16 protein-coding genes, 1 tRNA gene and 1 pseudogene are annotated in these 17971 nt (G+C 66.6%); 13 read left to right on the forward strand and 5 right to left on the reverse strand.

Going from position 1 to position 17971, the window contains the following annotated elements; translation table 11 throughout:
- Window positions 1-47: 47 nt before the first annotated feature.
- Together IMW82_RS17500 and IMW82_RS17505 are read left to right on the forward strand one after the other, a co-directional pair.
- Window positions 48-686: a glutathione S-transferase N-terminal domain-containing protein gene (locus IMW82_RS17500; protein WP_211005499.1), complete on the forward strand. Its 639-nt coding sequence runs from the start codon at window positions 48-50 to the stop codon at window positions 684-686.
- Between the two features lie 10 nt (window positions 687-696).
- Window positions 697-1122, forward strand: a complete 426-nt coding sequence (locus IMW82_RS17505; RefSeq protein ID WP_244754416.1) for a ClpXP protease specificity-enhancing factor — start codon at window positions 697-699, stop codon at window positions 1120-1122.
- Between the two features lie 45 nt (window positions 1123-1167).
- Here the strand turns inward: IMW82_RS17505 and IMW82_RS17510 are convergent, their stop codons facing one another.
- The 4 genes from IMW82_RS17510 to IMW82_RS17525 form a co-directional block, all read right to left on the reverse strand.
- Window positions 1168-1575: a DUF3301 domain-containing protein gene (locus IMW82_RS17510; protein ID WP_211005501.1), complete on the reverse strand. Its 408-nt coding sequence runs from the start codon at window positions 1573-1575 to the stop codon at window positions 1168-1170.
- A 43-nt stretch (window positions 1576-1618) separates the two neighbouring features.
- On the reverse strand, window positions 1619-2476 hold the full coding sequence (gene nadC, locus IMW82_RS17515) for a carboxylating nicotinate-nucleotide diphosphorylase (protein WP_211005502.1): 858 nt from the start codon (window positions 2474-2476) through the stop codon (window positions 1619-1621).
- Window positions 2473-4728 (reverse strand): DUF1631 domain-containing protein, encoded by a 2256-nt coding sequence (locus IMW82_RS17520; RefSeq protein WP_211005503.1) that lies wholly within the window; start codon window positions 4726-4728, stop codon window positions 2473-2475. Before IMW82_RS17520 ends, nadC begins: the two co-directional genes overlap by 4 nt.
- A 125-nt stretch (window positions 4729-4853) precedes the next feature.
- Window positions 4854-5123 (reverse strand): Trm112 family protein, encoded by a 270-nt coding sequence (locus tag IMW82_RS17525; protein WP_211005504.1) that lies wholly within the window; start codon window positions 5121-5123, stop codon window positions 4854-4856.
- Between the two features lie 67 nt (window positions 5124-5190).
- Between IMW82_RS17525 and purE the strand changes: the two genes are divergently transcribed.
- Both purE and IMW82_RS17535 read left to right on the forward strand, forming a co-directional pair.
- A complete protein-coding gene (gene purE, locus IMW82_RS17530) occupies window positions 5191-5694 on the forward strand; it encodes a 5-(carboxyamino)imidazole ribonucleotide mutase (protein ID WP_211005505.1) in 504 nt (167 codons plus the stop codon).
- Window positions 5691-6845 (forward strand): 5-(carboxyamino)imidazole ribonucleotide synthase, encoded by a 1155-nt coding sequence (locus IMW82_RS17535; RefSeq protein WP_211005506.1) that lies wholly within the window; start codon window positions 5691-5693, stop codon window positions 6843-6845. Before purE ends, IMW82_RS17535 begins: the two co-directional genes overlap by 4 nt.
- A 70-nt stretch (window positions 6846-6915) precedes the next feature.
- Here the strand turns inward: IMW82_RS17535 and IMW82_RS17540 are convergent, their stop codons facing one another.
- The gene (locus tag IMW82_RS17540; protein ID WP_211005507.1) at window positions 6916-7494 is read right to left on the reverse strand and encodes a Fe-Mn family superoxide dismutase; all 579 of its coding nucleotides are present in this window, start codon (window positions 7492-7494) and stop codon (window positions 6916-6918) included.
- 113 nt (window positions 7495-7607) lie between these two features.
- Here IMW82_RS17540 and grxD point away from each other — a divergent pair, with 113 nt between their 5' ends.
- The 9 genes and pseudogenes from grxD to IMW82_RS17585 all read left to right on the forward strand — a co-directional run.
- Window positions 7608-7931 (forward strand): Grx4 family monothiol glutaredoxin, encoded by a 324-nt coding sequence (gene grxD, locus IMW82_RS17545; RefSeq protein WP_211005514.1) that lies wholly within the window; start codon window positions 7608-7610, stop codon window positions 7929-7931.
- Window positions 7928-8698, forward strand: a complete 771-nt coding sequence (locus tag IMW82_RS17550; protein WP_211005508.1) for an SDR family NAD(P)-dependent oxidoreductase — start codon at window positions 7928-7930, stop codon at window positions 8696-8698. Before grxD ends, IMW82_RS17550 begins: the two co-directional genes overlap by 4 nt.
- A 62-nt stretch (window positions 8699-8760) precedes the next feature.
- Window positions 8761-9360 (forward strand): YhgN family NAAT transporter, encoded by a 600-nt coding sequence (locus tag IMW82_RS17555; protein WP_211005515.1) that lies wholly within the window; start codon window positions 8761-8763, stop codon window positions 9358-9360.
- Between the two features lie 98 nt (window positions 9361-9458).
- Window positions 9459-11171, forward strand: coding sequence for a lysophospholipid acyltransferase family protein (locus tag IMW82_RS17560; protein ID WP_211005509.1), 1713 nt, complete (start codon window positions 9459-9461; stop codon window positions 11169-11171).
- Between the two features lie 363 nt (window positions 11172-11534).
- Window positions 11535-14849, forward strand: coding sequence for a TonB-dependent receptor (locus IMW82_RS17565; protein ID WP_211005510.1), 3315 nt, complete (start codon window positions 11535-11537; stop codon window positions 14847-14849).
- Window positions 14850-15000: 151 nt separating this feature from the next.
- Window positions 15001-16401, forward strand: a complete 1401-nt coding sequence (ppnN, locus tag IMW82_RS17570) for a nucleotide 5'-monophosphate nucleosidase PpnN (protein WP_108471021.1) — start codon at window positions 15001-15003, stop codon at window positions 16399-16401.
- A gap of 70 nt (window positions 16402-16471) precedes the next feature.
- A tRNA-Asn gene (locus IMW82_RS17575) sits at window positions 16472-16548 on the forward strand.
- A gap of 220 nt (window positions 16549-16768) precedes the next feature.
- Window positions 16769-17530, forward strand: a complete 762-nt coding sequence (locus tag IMW82_RS17580; RefSeq protein ID WP_211005511.1) for a helix-turn-helix domain-containing protein — start codon at window positions 16769-16771, stop codon at window positions 17528-17530.
- 126 nt (window positions 17531-17656) lie between these two features.
- Window positions 17657-17971 (forward strand): annotated as a pseudogene (locus tag IMW82_RS17585) (nitrite reductase, copper-containing); the annotation flags it as partial.

The raw sequence follows: 17971 nt of genomic DNA on the forward strand, positions 1-17971 counted from the left end.
CGGCGGCCACGAGCCGCCGCAGTCGTCTCACCGAGGGGGAATGGCGCATGGTCCCAAGCGCTCGCTCGCGAACCGTATTGACGCTCTACACCACCGCCGATGACGTGCAATGCCATCGTGCACGACTGGTGCTGGCCGCCAAGGGCGTCAGCTACGAACGTGTCCTGGTGGATCCGGCCAGGCCGCCGGAGGACCTGATCGACCTCAATCCCTATGCCAGCACGCCGACGCTGGTGGATCGCGACCTGACCCTGTTCGACACCTCGGTGGTTTGCGAATACCTCGACGAGCGTTATCCGCATCCGCCGCTGATGCCGATCGATCCGCAGTCACGGGCGCGCCTGCGGGTGGCCGGGGTGCGCATCGAGAAGGACTGGCTGACCGAAGTGGACACCATCCGCGCTGGCGGCCGGCCGGCGGACGCGGCGCGCAAACGCCTGCGCGAGCACCTGTTGTCTGCGGTGCCGCTGTTCAAGGCCGCCAAATTCTTCCTCAACCCCGAAATGAGCCTGGCTGACTGCCTGGTGGCGCCGGTGATCTGGCGGCTGCCGTGGCTGGGCGTGGAGCTGGGGCGCGAAGGCAAGCCGATCATCGATTACGGCGAGCGGTTGTTCCACAGTCAGGGTTTTGCGCGCAGCATGACCGATCAGGAAAAGGCGATGCGGCAAGCCCATGAGCAAGAATGAAATTGTGCCAATGAGTTCCAATCGGCCGTACCTGTTGCGGGCGATCTACGACTGGATCAGCGACAACCACCTGACCCCGTACATCCTGGTCGATGCCGGTTTCGCCGGCGTGCGGGTGCCGCCGCAGGTGGTCAAGAATGGCCAGGTGGTGCTCAACCTGGCCATGCGTGCAGTGGCTAACCTCGACCTGGGCAACGAATGGATCAGCTTCCAGGCGCGCTTTTCCGGGGTCAGCCAGACTATCCAGATTCCGGTGCAGGCGGTGCTGGCGCTGTATGCGCAGGAAAACGGCCAGGGCATGATGTTTCCGGCCGAAGAGGAGGGGGGTGATACGCCGCCGTCCGCTCCCGAGCCCGACGACACCACGCCGGTGCCGGGGGACGATGGCGGCGACAAGCCGAAGCGCAGCGCGCCGCACCTGCGGGTGGTCAAGTAGGCAGCTGGCGCGCGCTGCGACAGTGTGGCGCGCATCCCCCGGGTTTCAGTTCAGCCGGTCGTCCGTGCGCGGGCGAGGACGCAAGCGCACGACGTTGCCGGTTGGCGCGGGCAGGGCTCGCGCAGCGGCTTCCTCGTGCGGCAGCAACTCGATGGTAGGCAGGCTCAGGCTGCTCAGCGCGTTGCCGATCATCCACAGCCGGCCCGGCTCGCGGTCGTGGCCGTCGATGCTGACCTCGAAGCCGTAGCAGCGCTCGATCATGCGCAGGCCGTTGACGCGGCGCAGGCGCACACCGCGCAGGCCGACGGTTTCGTCGAGCAGTTGCAGTCCGTGCCGCTGGCATTGCTGGCGTGCCTCCTGCACAGCGCGTTCGCGCGCCACGCTGAGCTTCAGCCACAGCCCCACGATGGCACCCAGCGCCAGCAGCAGCAACAGATTGGAAAGGTCGCTCATGCCTGCAGTGTGTGGGCGCAGGCGACCGGGTGCAAGCTGGCGCTCAGTCCAGTTGCAGGCGCAGCGACAGGTCGACGGCGCGCACGTGCTTGGTCAATGCGCCGACCGAGATGAAGTCGACGCCGGTGTGCGCATAGTCGCCGATCGTGCGCAGGTCGACGTTGCCGGATACCTCCAGTGGCACGCGGCCGGCGGTGTGCTGCACCGCCTGGCGCATCTGCGCCAGCTCGAAATTGTCCAGCATGATCCGGTCCACGCCGGCCTGCAGCGCCTGCTCGAGTTCGTCGAGGTTCTCCACTTCGACTTCGAGCAGCAACTGCGGGTGCAGGCGGCGTGCCGCCTGCACCGCGGCGGCGATGCTGCCGGCGGCGATGATGTGGTTTTCCTTGACCAGGATCGCGTCGTACAGGCCCATGCGCTGGTTGTGGCCGCCGCCGCAGCGCACTGCGTACTTCTGCGCCAGGCGCAGGCCGGGAATGGTCTTGCGGGTATCCAGCACACGCACCGCGGTGCCGGCGACGGCGGCGACGTACTCGGCGGTCACCGTGGCGGTGGCGGACAGCAGCTGCAGGAAGTTCAGCGCCGAGCGCTCCGCGGTGACCAGCGAACGGGCATGTCCGGACAACCGGCAGATCACCGAACCGGGGGTGACCCGGCCGCCGTCGCGGACTTGCCAGTCGATCCGCACGGCGGGATCGAGCCGGCGGAAGCAGGCGTCGAACCACGGCGTGCCGGCGATCACCGCTGCATCGCGGCAGGTCAGCTCGGCATGGGCCCTGGCGTCGATCGGCAGCAGCCCCGCGGTGGCATCGCCCGGGCCGAGGTCCTCGGCGAAGGCGCGTTCGATGTCGATGGCGATCTGCGCGGCGTCCGGCACCACGAAAGGCGAAGCCTCGCTCATTCGGCCGCCGTGCCCGTGGCTGGCGCAGCGTCGGGATGGCTCAGCTTGTCGACGATGGCGCTCATCGCGCGGTCGAACAGTGCGTTGGCGGCAAGCAGGCGGGCCCGGCCGTCGGTGAGCAGCACGGTCAGTTCCTGCGGCGAGTAGTCGGCCACCTTCAGGCCGCGCCGGTTGACGAACAGGTAGCGGCCGCTCATCGGGCTGATCCACGACAGCTTGGCGCGGGTCATCGCTTCGTCGGGCAGGCAGAACTCCAGCCAGGTACCCGGTTGCAGTGCCTGCACCTGGTGCCACTCCGGGCTGTCCAGCGGTGCTTCGACAGTCTCTTCCTCGACGGGGTGTTGCGGCGTGGTGTCATGGTCGATGACCGGCTGGATGCTGTCGGGGATTGCCAGCATCGCGGCATCCTCCTCGACGGTGACCACCTCGGCAGCGCCCAGCGCCTCGCCGAGCTGCTGCCGGTAATAGGTGTGCAGCTGGCCCAGCAGGCGCTCGATGTCCTGTTCCTGGAATGCCACGTTGGCGAGGCCCTGGCGCAGCGCGCGCTCGATCCCGGGCAGCATCTGCCGCAGGGCCTGCCGGCTTTCCGGGGTGGTCGCCGGCTTGGTGCTGGCGATGAAGTCGTCGACGAAGTGCAGCGCGCTCCTGAGCTCGGGCGAGGCCTCGCCCTGACGCAGCAGGGTCAGCACGAGGTGGTTGGCCCAGGCGCGGGCCAGCACGCCGTGCACCAGCGGCGGCAGCTTGTGTTCGCCGATGCGATCGAGGATCTCGCGGGCGGCGCGGCGGCGCGCCTGTTCGAGTTTCTCGCGGCCGCGGGTGGATTCGGCCACCCGCTGCTCGGCCAGCTCGGAACGGCGCTTGTTGAGGTCCTGGAACTGCTGCAGGTCGAGCAGAAGCCGCTCGAAGATGCCCATGTCGTCGTCGAAATCGTGCAGCAGCTGGTCGACGGTCGACTTCACCTTGTCATGCAGGCGGCGGTCGCGGTCGGACTCTTCCGACCAGCCCTTGGCCTGCTCGGCCAGGCAGTCCAGCAGCCGGCGCGCCGGATGCTGGCGGTGCGCGAACAGCTTGCGGTCGAGGATCGCCGCCTTGAGATAGGGGATCTGCAGCCGCGCCAGCATCACCTGCATCGCGACCGGCAGGTTGCGGTCTTCCAGGATGAATTCGAACAGCATGCCGACCAGGTCGATGGTGTCTTCATCGATGGTGGCGACGTGGCTGGGCCGCTCGCCGCGCAGCGCGCCAAGCTGGGTGAGCAGCTGGCCCTTCAGCTGCAGCACCTCGCGGCTGAGCGCAATGGCGTCGTCCGGCTGCGCGTACGGCAAGGGACCGGCACTGGCGATCTGGCTCTGCAGCACGCTGAGCGCGCCCAGCAATTCGTTCGCTGACGGCAGCGGACCGCTCGGCATTGCATGCATGCCGGCGTCGCCGACAGCAGGGCCGCGGCGCGCGCTGAACAGCGCATGCAAGGTCTGCAGCAGGTCGCTGGGGATCTCGCCGGCCGCCTCGTCCGTCGCTCCGGCGGCCGCCTGGCCGGCAGCTTTCGCATCGCCGCGCTGCACTTCATGGCGCAGTTGCGGCAGCACGCCGGCGCGCATCAGCTCGGTGTTGATTTCCAGGTAGAGCTCTTCCAGCGACGACAGCACGTAGCGGTCGAACAGCTTGTAGATGATCAGCTTGACCCGCATGTCGGCGTTGAGCTCATGCAGCGCCTGGCGGAACGCCTGCGCCAGAATCGACGGCGCCATCGGGTTGCTGGAGTCCTCGATCTTGCGGCCGCCGCAGATCACCGACAGCCGCTGGTTGACCGCGAACAGGTCGCGCGACAGCCGCGCCTCGTTCTTGCTGATCATGCTGGTGATGGCCAGCGATTCTTCCAGTTCGTTGTCGGCCACCAGCGTCAGCTCGGCCGTGCCGAACGGCGCCGTCGGGTTCGCCGACTGCTGGGGATGGGTCAGTTCGCCGATGCTGCGGTTGATCACGCCCAGGAAGCTGCGTTCAACCGCCGGCCGGCGCTTGCGGACTTCGCGCATGCCGTCGAAGTAGTGCATCTGGGCGGCGTTGTTTTCGCCCTTTTCGGCCAGGTCGAACAGGGCGTCGTCGACGTGCTCGAAGGCATTGCCGACCCATTGCTGCAAGCGCTTGCTGGCGATATTGCGCACGGCACCCAGCAGTTCGCCGACGCGCTCGCTGGCCGGGGCCAGGCGCTGGTTCAGATCGACGACTCGGGATGGATCACTGGCTTCGTTCATCGCCAAACCCCTGAAACATTGCGATGCGCAGTCCCATCCGGCATGGGCCGCGCAGGTGTCGACGATAAGGCAAAGCGGGTGTCCGTGTCATGCGCGGGGCGCCGCCGGAAGCCGCCGGTGCGACTTCAGGCCGCGGGGAAGCCGGTCAGCTGGGCGGTACCGATGCCTTCCTCGGGCAACATCACCGGGATGCCGTCCTCGACCCGGTAGATCACCTTGTGGTCGGTGGTGATCAGGCCCTCGGCGATCCGTTCGCGCACGACGGCGCCGGCCACTGTGTCGACCTTGCCTGCACCGATGGCCTCGTTCAGCGCATCGAGCTGGTGCTTGCCCAGCGGGCGCAGGGGCATTTTGCTGACCGGGCAGCACAGGATGTCGAGCAGGCGCTTGTCCATGGTGGATCGCTTGAGTGTGCCGGGCTGGGGAAAGCCCGTACAATAGCCGTTTTTGGACGGCCCGGCCATGACAGGAACAAGCAGAACGCCACGCGTCGGCGTCGTGATGGGCTCGCGTTCGGACTGGGAAACCATGCAGCACGCGGCGAACGTGCTGACCGAGCTGGGCGTGGCACACGAGGTGCAGGTGGTGTCCGCCCATCGCACCCCGGACCTGCTGTTCGACTACGCCGAACAGGCATCGGTGCGCGGGATCCAGGTGATCATCGCCGGCGCCGGCGGCGCCGCCCACCTGCCCGGCATGCTGGCGGCGAAGACCCGCCTGCCGGTGTTCGGCGTGCCGGTGCAGTCGAAGGCGCTGAACGGCATGGACTCGCTGCTGTCGATCGTGCAGATGCCGGCCGGCATTCCGGTCGGCACCCTGGCGATCGGTCGTGCCGGCGCGGTGAACGCCGGCCTGCTGGCTGCCGCGGTGCTGGCGCTGCACGATCCGGCACTGGCGGCAGCGCTGGACCACTGGCGCGCACGCCAGACCCAGGCCGTGCTCGAACAACCGGACCCACGGCAATGAGCGAGCGGCGGCAGCCCGTGCTGGGCGTACTCGGTGGCGGCCAGCTGGCGCGCATGCTGGCGCTGGCGGCGGCGCCGCTGGGTGTGAAAACGCTGGCGGTGGACAATGCCGCCGACGCCTGTGCGGGGCAGGTCGCGCCGCTGGTGGTGGCCGACTGGACCGACTACACCGCGCTGGAAGCGTTTGCCGCCCGGGTCGACGTGGTCACCTTCGATTTCGAGAACGTGCCGGCCGAGACCGCGCGCTGGCTGGCCGAACGGGTGGCGGTGTTCCCCTCGCCGCAGGCGCTGGCGGTGGCGCAGGACCGGCTGGCCGAGAAGACCCTGTTCCGCGAATGCGGCCTGCCCACCCCGGACTTCATGACGGTGGACACGCGCGAGCAACTGGACCAGGCGCTGGCCGCGGTCGGTGCGCCGGCGATCCTGAAGACGCGCCGGCTCGGCTACGACGGCAAGGGCCAGTTCCGGCTGCACGAACCGGCTGACGCGGATGCGGCGTGGGCCGCGCTTGGCGCGCAGGCGGCGAAGCATGGCCTGATCCTGGAGGCGTTCGTGCCGTTCGAGCGCGAGCTGTCGGTGCTTGCCGTGCGCGGACGCGACGGCGATTTCCGCACCTGGCCGCTGACCCGCAACTGGCACGTCGACGGCGTGCTGTCGATGAGCCTGGCGCCGGCGCCGGACATCGAGCTGCTGCAGCCACGCGCTACCGCACTGGCCCGCACGCTGGCCGAGCGGCTGGGTTACGTCGGCGTGTTCGCGCTGGAGCTGTTCGTCAAGGACGGCGAGTTGCTCGGCAACGAGATGGCGCCGCGCGTGCACAACTCCGGCCACTGGACCATCGAGGGCGCGCACACCAGCCAGTTCGAGAACCACGTGCGCGCCGTGCTGGGTCTGCCGCTGGGCGACACCGGTGCACGCGGCATGTCGGCGATGTTCAACTGGATCGGCGAGCTGCCCGATGCCTCGGCGGTACTGCAGGCGGTCGATGCGCACTGGCACGATTACGGCAAGCAGGCCCGGCCGGGCCGCAAGGTGGGCCATGCCACGGTGTGCGCGCCGGATGCCCGTCAGCTGGCGGTACGATTGGGCGGGATTGCCGCTGCGCTCGGGCGCGAGGCGCAAGTGGCGCCGGTGCTGCCGGAGCTGGGTTGAGCCAGACGCGGGCAAGGGCACAAAAAAACGGAGCCGCGAGGGCTCCGTTCTTGTTTCAGCCCGCAGCCGGTCAGGCCAGGTTGCCGGCCGCGAATTCCCAGTTCACCAGGTTCCAGAACGCCTCCACGTACTTCGGGCGGGCGTTGCGGTAGTCGATGTAGTAGGCGTGTTCCCACACGTCGGTGGTGAACAGCGGCTTGTCGCTGCCGGTGATCGGGGTGGCCGCGTTCGAGGTGTTGACGATGCCGAGCGAGCCATCCGGGCGCTGCACCAGCCAGGTCCAGCCGGACCCGAAGTTGCCGGCGGCGGACTTGCTGAACTCTTCCTTGAACTTGTCGAACGAGCCGAACGCCTTGTTGATCGCGTCGGCCAGCTTGCCGCCCGGTGCGCCGCCGCCTTTCGGGCTCATCGAGTTCCAGTAGAAGGTGTGGTTCCAGATCTGCGCGGCATTGTTGAACACGCCGCCGGACGACTTCCTGATGATTTCCTCGAGCGGCGCGTTCGCGAACTCGGTGCCTTCGATCAGCTTGTTGAGGTTGGTCACGTAGGCCTGGTGGTGCTTGCCGTAGTGATACTCCAGCGTTTCGGCGGAAATATGCGGTTCCAGTGCGTTCTTTTCGTACGGCAGCGGAGGAAGTTCGATCGCCATGATGAGGCTCCTTAGCGGTGGCTGGGGGAGATGTGTCGGCGCAGCGGACGGCAGCCGACGGGTGACTGATACAATATCGGTCTGCCTGCATTGTAAAGATGAAACACCGAGCTATGGACATCAACGAGCAAATCAAGGCGATGCTGGCCGCGCATCCCATCGTGCTTTTCATGAAAGGCACGCCCGAATTTCCGATGTGCGGCTTTTCCAGTCGTGCGGCCAAGGCGTTGACCGAAGCCGGCGCCGTGTTCCATGCGGTGAACGTGCTGGCCGATCCGCAGATCCGCGCGGCGCTGCCGCATTTCTCGAACTGGCCGACCTTTCCGCAGTTGTTCATCCAGGGCGAGCTGATCGGCGGCTGCGACATCATCGAGGACCTGAACGCTGCCGGCGAGTTGTCGCGCATGGCCAGCGACGTGGCCGGGGTGGCGCCTTGACGACGCTGCCCGTTTCACGATTGCCCGCAGCCTGGCAGCCGGCCGCCGATACCCTGGCCGATCGCGTGGTGCTGGTCACCGGCGCCTACGGCGGGCTCGGCGGCACGGTGGCGCGCGCGGCGTCGCGCGCCGGCGCCACGGTGGTGATCACCGGCAAGCGCAAGCGCCAGCTGGAACAGCTGTACGACGCGATGCTGGCCGAAGGCCTGGCCGAGCCGGTGATCCATCCGCTGGACATGGAGCTGGCCACGCCGCGCGAATACGACGCGCTGGCCGAAGGGCTGGAGCGCGACTTCGGCCGGCTCGACGGCATCGTGCATGCGGCCGTCAGTTTCGGCGGCCTGACCCCGATCACGATGCACAAGCCCGACGCGTGGCTGCGCGCGATGCACGTCAACGTGAACGCGCCGTTCGCGCTGACCCAGGCCTGCCTGCCGCTGCTGACCCAGGCCAGCGACAGCGCCGTGGTGTTCGTGCTGGACGATCCGGAATTGCTGCAGCGTGCGCACTGGGGTGCTTACGGCGCATCGAAGGCAGCACTGGAACGGTTCGTGGCGATCCTGCACGAGGAAACCGATGGCGGCCCGTTGCGCACCCATGCGATGCTGCCCGGGCCGATGCGAACGGCGCTGCGGCAGCTGGCCTATTTCGGCGAAGACATCCTGCAGCGGCCATTGCCGGATGCGGCGGCCGCGGCGGCGGTCTACCTGCTCAGTGCGCAGGGCGCGCCAGCGCGTGGCGCGGTACTGGACCTGCGGGCTGATTGATGGTTTACCCGGCGGTGCCACAGCGTGCCGCCAGCCAGAAGGGAGTCGAGATGGAATCGCAGATGACCACATTGTCGGCGGGCATCCTGCTGTTCCTGATCATGGACCCGCTGGGCAATATCCCGCTGTTCCTGAGCCTGTTGAAGAACGTGCCGCCGAAGCGGCGGCGCCATGTCATGGTGCGCGAGCTGCTGATCGCACTGGGCGTGCTGCTGGCATTCCTGTTCGGTGGCCAGTTCATCCTCAAGTTGCTGCAGCTGAAGCAGGAGTCGATCAGCATCGCCGGTGGCATCGTGCTGTTCCTGATCGGCATCCGCATGGTGTTTCCGCCGGCCGACGGCAGCGGCATCTTCGGCAAGGCCGGCGGCGGCGAACCGTTCATCGTGCCGATGGCGATCCCCGGCGTGGCCGGGCCTTCGGCCATGGCCGCGTTGCTGCTGCTGACCAATACCCAGCCCGGCCGTACCGCCGACTGGACCATCGCGCTGCTGCTGGCGTGGCTGGCCAGCTCGCTGATCCTGCTCAGCGCGACCTACCTGTTCCGCTGGCTGGGCGAGAGTGTGCTGACGGCGCTGGAGCGGGTGATGGGCATGCTGCTGATCGCACTGTCGGTGCAGATGTTCATGGCCGGCGTGGCGGCGTTCCTGCACATGAACGTTTGAAACGGTGACCTTGCCCTGTTGTCGCAGGGCAGGGTTCGCATGATCGTGCGGCTGTCATAATCGGGCGGCAGGATGGTGGGGAACCCGAGGAGGCAGACATGCTGAGCATCGAACAGTCTCTTGTCGACCGAGTGCCCTGGTTGGCGCAGTACCCGCGTCTGCGCCGGCCGATGGCGGGCATGCTCGGGCGGCTGGCCGACGAAGATGGCTTCAACCGCGTACTGGGCCGGGTCGGCGCCGTCGAAGGTTTCGATTTCGTCGACCGCGTGCTGGACGTGCTCGGCACCACCCATCACGTCAATCCCGGTGACCTCGAGAATATTCCGGTCGACGGCCCGCTGTTGGTGGTGGCCAACCATCCGCTGGGCATGCAGGATGCGCTGGCACTGCTGCAACTGATCGGCTCGGTACGCCGCGACGTGCGTTTTCTGGGCAACGACTGGCTGGCGACGGTACCGCAACTGGGCCAGCTGCTGCTGCCGGTGGACGTGTTCGGCAAGGGCGCTGCCTCGCGCCTGCGTGGCATCTACCGCGCACTGGAGAACGGTGAGGCGCTGATCGTATTTCCTGCCGGTGAAGTGTCACGCGTGCGCCCCGGCGGCGTGCGCGACGGCCGCTGGTCGGACGGCTTCGCGCGGCTGTCGTTGCGCAGCAAGGCGCCGGTGCTGCCGGTGCACGTCTCGGCGCGCAACTCGGCGATGTTCTATGGCCTGTCGATGCTGGCCAAGCCGCTGAGCACGGCGATGCTGCCGCGCGAGGCGGTGGCGCCGGGCAAGCGGCGGATCGGCTTCAGCATCGGCGCCCTGGTCAGCGCCGAGGAGCTCGCACAGCGCAGCGACAACTCGCCGAAGCAGGCTGCGAAACTGATGCGCCGGCACGTCTACCGGGTCGGCCAGCATCGCGGCCTGGTCTTCGGCGGGCAGGCGCCACTGGCGCTGCCCGAACCGAGCGATCGGGTTGCGGCGGAACTGGCGCACAGCGAGAAACTGGCTGACCTCGGTGACGGCAAGCAGGCGTGGCTGTTCAGGGGCAGCCTTGACAGCGCGGTGATGCATGAGATCGGCCGGCTGCGCGAGCTGACCTTCCGCAAGGTCGGCGAAGGTACCGGCGCCCGGCGCGACCTGGACGCCTACGATGCGCACTACGAGCATCTGGTGTTGTGGGACCCGCAGGCGTTGCGCATCGTCGGCGCCTATCGCTTCGGCCATGGCGGCCGGCTGATCGCCGAACGCGGCATGGCCGGCCTGTACACCTCCAGCCTGTTCTCCTATTCGCCGGCGCTGGAATCGCGGCTGGCGCAGGGGATGGAGCTGGGCCGCAGCTTCATCGCGCCGGCTTACTGGCGTTCGCGCGCGCTGGACCAGCTGTGGCAGGGCATCGGCCTCTACCTGCAGCGGCATCCGGAGCTGCGTTACCTGTTCGGTCCGGTCAGCATGTCGGTGAGTCTGCCGCGCGAGGCGCGCGAGTGGATCGCCGCGGCGCACCAGCACTATTTCGGTGCGCCGGGACTGGCCGCTGCACGTCAGCCTTTCGTGGTCTCGCCCGAAGTGGTGCAGGGCGTGCGCGCGGCGCTGGAGGGGCTCGATGCCGCCGCCGGCCTGGGCCAGCTGAAACACCATCTGGATGCGCTCGGCGTCAGCATGCCGGTGCTGTACCGCCAGTATGTCGACCTGGTCGAGCCTGCTGGCGTGCAGTTCCTCGACTTCGGCGAGGATCCGGATTTTTCCGGCTGCGTGGACGGCCTGGTGATGCTCGACCTGGCGAACCTGAAGCCGGCGAAACGTGCACGCTATCTCGGCAAGCGAGACTGATCCGCCTCACACAGCGTGGCGGATCGTGATGCGGTGGGGGAAATGCCGGGGCAGCGGGGCGTGAATCCGTCAGGTTGATTCAAAAGGTTCTGGGGCCGGCCAGGGGCGGGTGGCGGCAACTGCAGGCGTGCAAGATGTTACGAAAGTGTCATACAATGTCGTTAAAATCGCTTAACAATCGCCGCTGGCGGGAAGGTCCGGCGAGCTGAAACCTGGCGCTCCATGTTTGATGGAGTCGCGGTAATACCACAACCGGGGTCACGCATCGCGTCGATGCTGCGCCTGGCATGCGCCGGGCCGGGTCGGGCTTTTTGGCCTCAATTCAAGAGTTTTTTTCGTTGCGAGCCTGAGGGTCGATCAAGAATGAACAGCCGAATTCGCGCCAAACTCCTGCCGTTTGCCATTGCCTCGTTGCTGGCGGCGTCGGTGCCCGCCATCGCGCAGGACACCTCCTCTTCGATCAGCGGCCGCGTGCTCGACGCGAACGGCCAGCCGGTCGCCGGCGCCACCGTGCAGATCGTGCACGAGCCGTCGGGCACCACCAAGATGGTTACCACCGACAGCAACGGCCGCTATGCCGCGCAGGGTCTGCGCGTGGGTGGCCCGTTCGACGTGAAGGCCAGCAAGGACGGCGTGCAGGCCGACCACGACAACGTTTACCTGCAATTGGCCCAGGAATCGGCCATCAACATCACGCTGGCCGGTGCCAGTACGCAGCAGGCCGCCGAGCTGAGCGGCGTGACGGTCTCGGCCAGCACACTGGCGCAGACCTTCAGCCCCGACAACAAGGGCATCTCGACCAACGTCTCCCGGCGCGAAATCGAAGCCATGCCGGCACCGGACCGTTCGATCCAGAACATCGTCCGCCTCGATCCACGCATCGTGATCACCGACCGTGAACGCGGCGAGTTCTCGGCCATCGGCCAGAACAGCCGCTACAACAACATCACGGTGGACTCGGTCAGCGCGAACGATCCATTCGGCCTGAACGCGAACGGCCTGCCGACCCTGGCTACACCGATCTCGCAGGACACGATCGAGGAATACAACATCTCCACGGCGAACTACGACACGTCCATCCGCCGTGGCGTGGGCGCCAACGTGAATGCCGTCACCAAGAGCGGCACCAACGATTTCCATGGTTCGGTCTACTACGTATTCCAGAACCAGAACATGATCGGCAAGAACGAGAACGACGCGAAGTACACCGCGTTCGATCGCCAGTGGACGGGTGGCGCGACGGTGGGTGGCCCGATCGTCAAGGACAAGCTGTTCTTCTTTCTCTCCGCCGAAAAGAGCGTGAAGGTGGGGGCGGGCAGCCCCTATGGCCCGGAGGATTCCAGTGCCTCCTCGCCGATCATCGGGCTGACCTCGGCGCAGGTGCAGCAGGTGCTCGCAGCCGCCAAGTCGCTGGGCCTGGCTGATCCGGGCAGCTACGGCGGCGGCAACACCAACCTGCAGGACAAGCGCTACCTCGGCAAGATCGACTGGAACATCAGCGACAACCACCGCGCCAGCTTCACCTACAGCCAGACCAAGGAAACCAAGCCGGTCATCACCGGCAGCAACACCAACCTGGTGCTGTCCAGCGGCTGGTACACCACCAACGTGGACAGCAAGAGCTACGCGCTGCACTTCTACGACGACTGGTCGCCGAGCTTCTCCACCGACACCACGGTGTCTTATGCGAAGTTCGACCAGCTGCGCGGCCCCTACAACGGCGTTGCGAGCCCCGACGTACGGGTGTACCCGACCACGTTCAACGACGGCACCTCGGTGGAGTTTGGTACCGAGTACTCCAGCCAGGCCAACGTGCTCAAGACCAAGACCCTGAACTTCGCCTGGGCCGGCACCTATTACGCCGGTGACCACACGATCAAGGGCGGCTTCGACTACGAGCACAACGACGTCTACAACCTGTTCCTGCAGAACGCCTTCGGCAGCTACACCTTCGAGGACGGCAACGGCAAGACCGGCCTGGAGAACTTCCTGGCGGGCAACTACTACCAGTACCGCTACAACCGCCCGGCGGATGGCCTGAGCGAGGCCGACGTCGCCGCTGCCTTCAAGATGAAGCAGTGGGGCGTGTTCCTGCAGGATACCTGGCAGGTGAACAGCAACTTGTCGGTGCAGTACGGCGTGCGTGTGGATATTCCGCTGGTCAGCGACCAGCCGATCTACAACGCCAAGTTTGCCGCGGCTCCGGTGGCCGGCAGCTACAACCCGGTCACCCGCACCGGCACGCCAGCCACGGGCGGCTTCGGCCGCACCAACCAGACCACCATCAACGGCAACCGCGTGATCCAGCCGCGCCTGTCGTTCAACTACGCGTTCGATACCGAGCGGATGACCCAGCTGCGTGGTGGCGCAGGCCTGTTCATCTCCAATCCGCCCACCGTCTGGCTCGGCAACATCTACTCCAACTCGGGCGTCACCCAGACCCAGTTCAATTGCGGCCCGACCCAGTCCGGTTGCAAGACCAACCTGCCGGCGTTCAGTGCCGATCCGTACCACCAGAACGACGGCACGCCGGGTACCGGTGCCCAGACCGTCAACACCATCGAGCCGGGCTTCCGCCTGCCGAGCGTGTGGAAGTTCTCGCTGGGCTTCGACAAGGAACTGCCGTGGTGGGGCCTGATCGCCACCGCCGACTACGAGCACATCAAGGTGCGCGACGCGATCTGGTACCAGAACTACAACACCGGCGCGCCGACCGCCGTGCTGCCGGACGGCCGCTTCAGCTACTACAAGGACATTGCGCTGGATCCGCGCAACAAGGCACAGTCGAACCGCTACCTGGCCAACAAGTCGTTCACCGACGGCACCATCAACCTGGCTGACACCAGCCGCGGCAAGGCGGACAGCCTGGCGCTGTCGTTGAAGAAGCCGTTCTCGGAAGACTGGTCGGGCATGATCGGCTTCACCTGGAGCCGTGCGACCGAGGTGAACCCGGGTACGTCCAGCGTGGCCCGCTCGAACTACGTCAACAGCTACATCACCAACCCGGGCGAGAACAAGGCGAGCCCGTCGAACTACTCGATCCCGCGCCGCGTGATGGCCAGCCTGAACTGGCAGCATCGCTTCTTCGGCGACTACGCCACCAGCGCCAGCATCTTCTACGACGGCCACAACGCCGCGCCGTACAGCTGGGCCTTCGGCAACGATGCCAACGGCGACGGCGTGACCAACGACCTGGTCTACATTCCGAAGGCGGGCGAGGTGGAGTTCCGCTCCAACGTCAGCCAGCAGAAGATCGACCAGTTCTACGCCTACATCCAGAAGAACGACTACCTGAAGAACCACCAGGGCGGCATCGCCGGTCGCAACGGTGACCGCGCGGGCTGGATCAACCAGATCGACCTGAGCTTCAGCCAGGAGATCCCAGGCATCTTCAAGGGCAACAAGGGCATCATCAAGCTCGACGTCTACAACTTCACGAACCTGCTGAACAAGAAGTGGGGCATCGAGAAGCGGGTGGGCTTCCCGGGCGGCCGCGCCCTCGCCGACTACTATGGCGTGGACACGGCCACCGGCAAGTACATCTACGACATCAGCGGCGCCAACTACACCGACGGGAACGGCAACTACGCGCCGCGGGCCATTCCGACCTACGTGAACTTCGGCGACGATCTCGCCCAGCGCTGGTCGGTATTGCTGACGGTCAAGTACACGTTCTGATTGCCCGTCACCAGCTTGGCCCACGACCGGCGCCCGCGAGGGCGCCGGTTTTTTCTTGTCTTGACCCATGCCCGCCTGGCAAGGGAAGCTAAGCGGTCCGCCATGGCACTGCATGAGGCAGCCACGCCGTCAGCGGCAGGAGAATGACTGGATGAACGATTTTCAGGCTGGCGGCGCCGGCAAACCCGGCACCGTCAGCGCACGCATCTCGCCGATCGGCGGCCTGGACGTCCTTTCCCGCAACGAGGTGGCGCGCCTGCGCGGCGCCAGTGGTTCGGGCCTGCACGCACTGCTGCGGCGCTGCGCGCTGGCAGTGCTGACCTCCGGCAACATCAGCGATGACCCGCGCGCGATTCTGGAGCAATACCCGGATTTCGACATCCAGGTGCTGCAGCAGGATCGCGGCATGAAGATCGAGCTGTCCAACGCGCCGTCGCAGGCGTTCGTGGACGGCCAGATCATCCGCGGCATCAACGAGCTGCTGGTCGCGGTGGTGCGCGACATCGTGTACGTATCGACCCAGCTGGAACAGATCGGCTTCGACCTGGATGCTTCCGCCGCGCTGACCCAGAGCGTGTTCGAGATCCTGCGCAACGCGCGCATCCTCAAGCCGCAGGTCGATCCGAACCTGGTGGTGTGCTGGGGCGGCCATTCGATCTCGCGCGAGGAGTACGACTACACCAAGCTGGTCGGCTACCAGCTCGGCCTGCGCGGGCTGGACATCTGCACCGGCTGCGGCCCGGGCGCGATGAAGGGGCCGATGAAGGGCGCCACCATCTCGCACGCCAAGCAGCGGCGCCGGCACAACCGCTACATCGGCATCACCGAGCCGGGCATCATCGCCGCCGAGTCGCCTAACCCGATCGTCAACCACCTGGTGATCATGCCGGACATCGAGAAGCGGCTGGAGGCGTTCGTGCGCCTGGGCCACGGCATCATCGTGTTCCCCGGCGGCGTCGGCACGGCCGAGGAGATCCTCTACCTGCTCGGCATCCTGCTGCACCCGGACAACGCCAGCACGCCGTTCCCGCTGATCTTCACCGGGCCTCGCCAGTCGGCCGCCTATTTCGAGCAGATCGACCGCTTCCTGCGGCTCAGCCTGGGCGACGAGGTGGCCAGGCACTACCAGATCATCGTGGACGACCCGGAGACGGTGGCGCGCACGATGATCAAGGGCCTCGAAAAGGTGCGCCACAACCGCCTGGACACCAAGGACGCGTTCTTCTTCAACTGGGCGCTGCAGATCCCGCTGGAGTTCCAGCAGCCGTTCCGCCCCACTCACGAGGCGATGCGCGCACTGCAGCTCCATCACGACCGTCCGCGGCACGAGCTGGCGGCCGACCTGCGCCGGGCATTTTCCGGCATCGTCGCCGGCAACGTGAAAGAAGAGGGCGTGCAGGCGATCGAGCGGGATGGCCCGTTCGTCATCGATGGCGACGCGGACATCATGCGCGCGCTGGACAAGCTGCTGCAGGCGTTCGTCGACCAGCATCGCATGAAGCTTCCCGGCGGCACCGCATACGAGCCGTGCTACCGGGTGCTGAACGCCTGAAAAAAAGTGTGGCGGCCGCTCCGTGGCAACTTGACAGTTCGCCGCACGCTCAGCAAACTACGCAGCTCACGCCCGAATAGCTCAGCTGGTTAGAGCACTTGACTGTTAATCAGGGGGTCGTTGGTTCGAGTCCAACTTCGGGCGCCAAATGCAGACAAGGGCCGGCAGCGATGCCGGCCCTTGTTCTTTTCGTGCCGGGCAAAAACGGGTACGAATGCGCCGGTGCGGCGTCATGGCACGCCGGCCGCCCCACGGCAATCGCCACCATTGCGTATCATCGCGATATATTTCGCCGTACGTTGGCGTACCGACTACGGCCTGGCGCCATCAGGCCTGATCCGATCCGCGCGATTCCCACAGGTTCCCCATGCGTCACGACAATCCGGCAGGCCGCCTGCCCGAGCCACCCAATCCGATCGCCGACGACGGCGACGAGACGCATTTCTGCCGCACCTGTGCATTCTCCGGGGCGTGCATCGCGGAGGGTTACGGCAAGCCGGAGCTGGTCGAGCTGCATTGCCTGGTCGAGCACGTCGGACCATTCCATGCCGGCGAGCACATCTTCCGCACCGGCGATCCGTTCCGCTCGATCTTCGCGGTGCGCGCCGGCACGGTGAAGACCAGCATGGTCGATTCCGCCGGACGCGAGCAGGTGCTCGGTTTCTACCTGCCCGGCGAAGTGATCGGCCTCAACGCGATCTACCCGGATCAGTTTCCGTGCGATGCGGTGGCACTGGACACGGCCTACTTCTGTCGCTTCTCGTTCCCCGCGATGAGTGCGCTGGCCACGCGCATGCCGGCGGTGCAGCAGCGGCTGTTCCGGCTGATCAGCAAGGAGCTGGGCATGGCCACCCTGCTCGCCGGCGACCACAACGCCGACGTGCGCATGGCGGCCTTTCTCACCGACCTCGCCGCACGCTATGAGGAGCGCGGCTTCTCCGGTACGCGCTTCCACCTCAGCATGTCGCGTGGCGACATCGCCAACTACCTGCGGCTGGCGGCCGAGACGGTAAGCCGGGTGCTCAGCCGTTTCCGCCAGCAGGGTCTGATCGAACTGGAGGGGCGCGAAATGCTGTTGCGCGACCCTGAAAGGCTGCACGAGATCGGCAAGAATCTGCTGGCGCACTGAGCGCCTTTGCGGCAGCTGTGGCGGCTTGACGCAGCAGCCGTTTTCCATCGGCAGAGATGACATACGTCAAGCGCGATTTGCGACGTCTCCCTAGGCTCTGCACGCAGAAACCACAGGGAGATACCCATGTCACGTTCGTTGTTCCTCGTTCTTGCCGCGGCAGGCGCACTGGCGCTTGCCGGATGCTCCGGCAAGCCGTCCGCGATATCGCCGGTGGGGGAGGCTGACGCCAGCCCTGCCGCGATCGCCGCCACCCACGGCGACTTCGGCCCGCCGCAGGGCGAGCCGATCCACGCGGTGCTGACCAGCCCGCCACACGTGCCGCCGCCGGTCAACCGCAACTACCCGGCGAAGGTGATCGTCGAGCTGGAAGTGATCGAGAAGGAGATGCCGATCTCCGAAGGCGTCAGCTACACGTTCTGGACCTTCGGCGGCACGGTG

The organism is Rhodanobacter sp. B2A1Ga4 (genome assembly GCF_018101315.1).
Taxonomy (GTDB): domain Bacteria; phylum Pseudomonadota; class Gammaproteobacteria; order Xanthomonadales; family Rhodanobacteraceae; genus Rhodanobacter; species Rhodanobacter thiooxydans_A.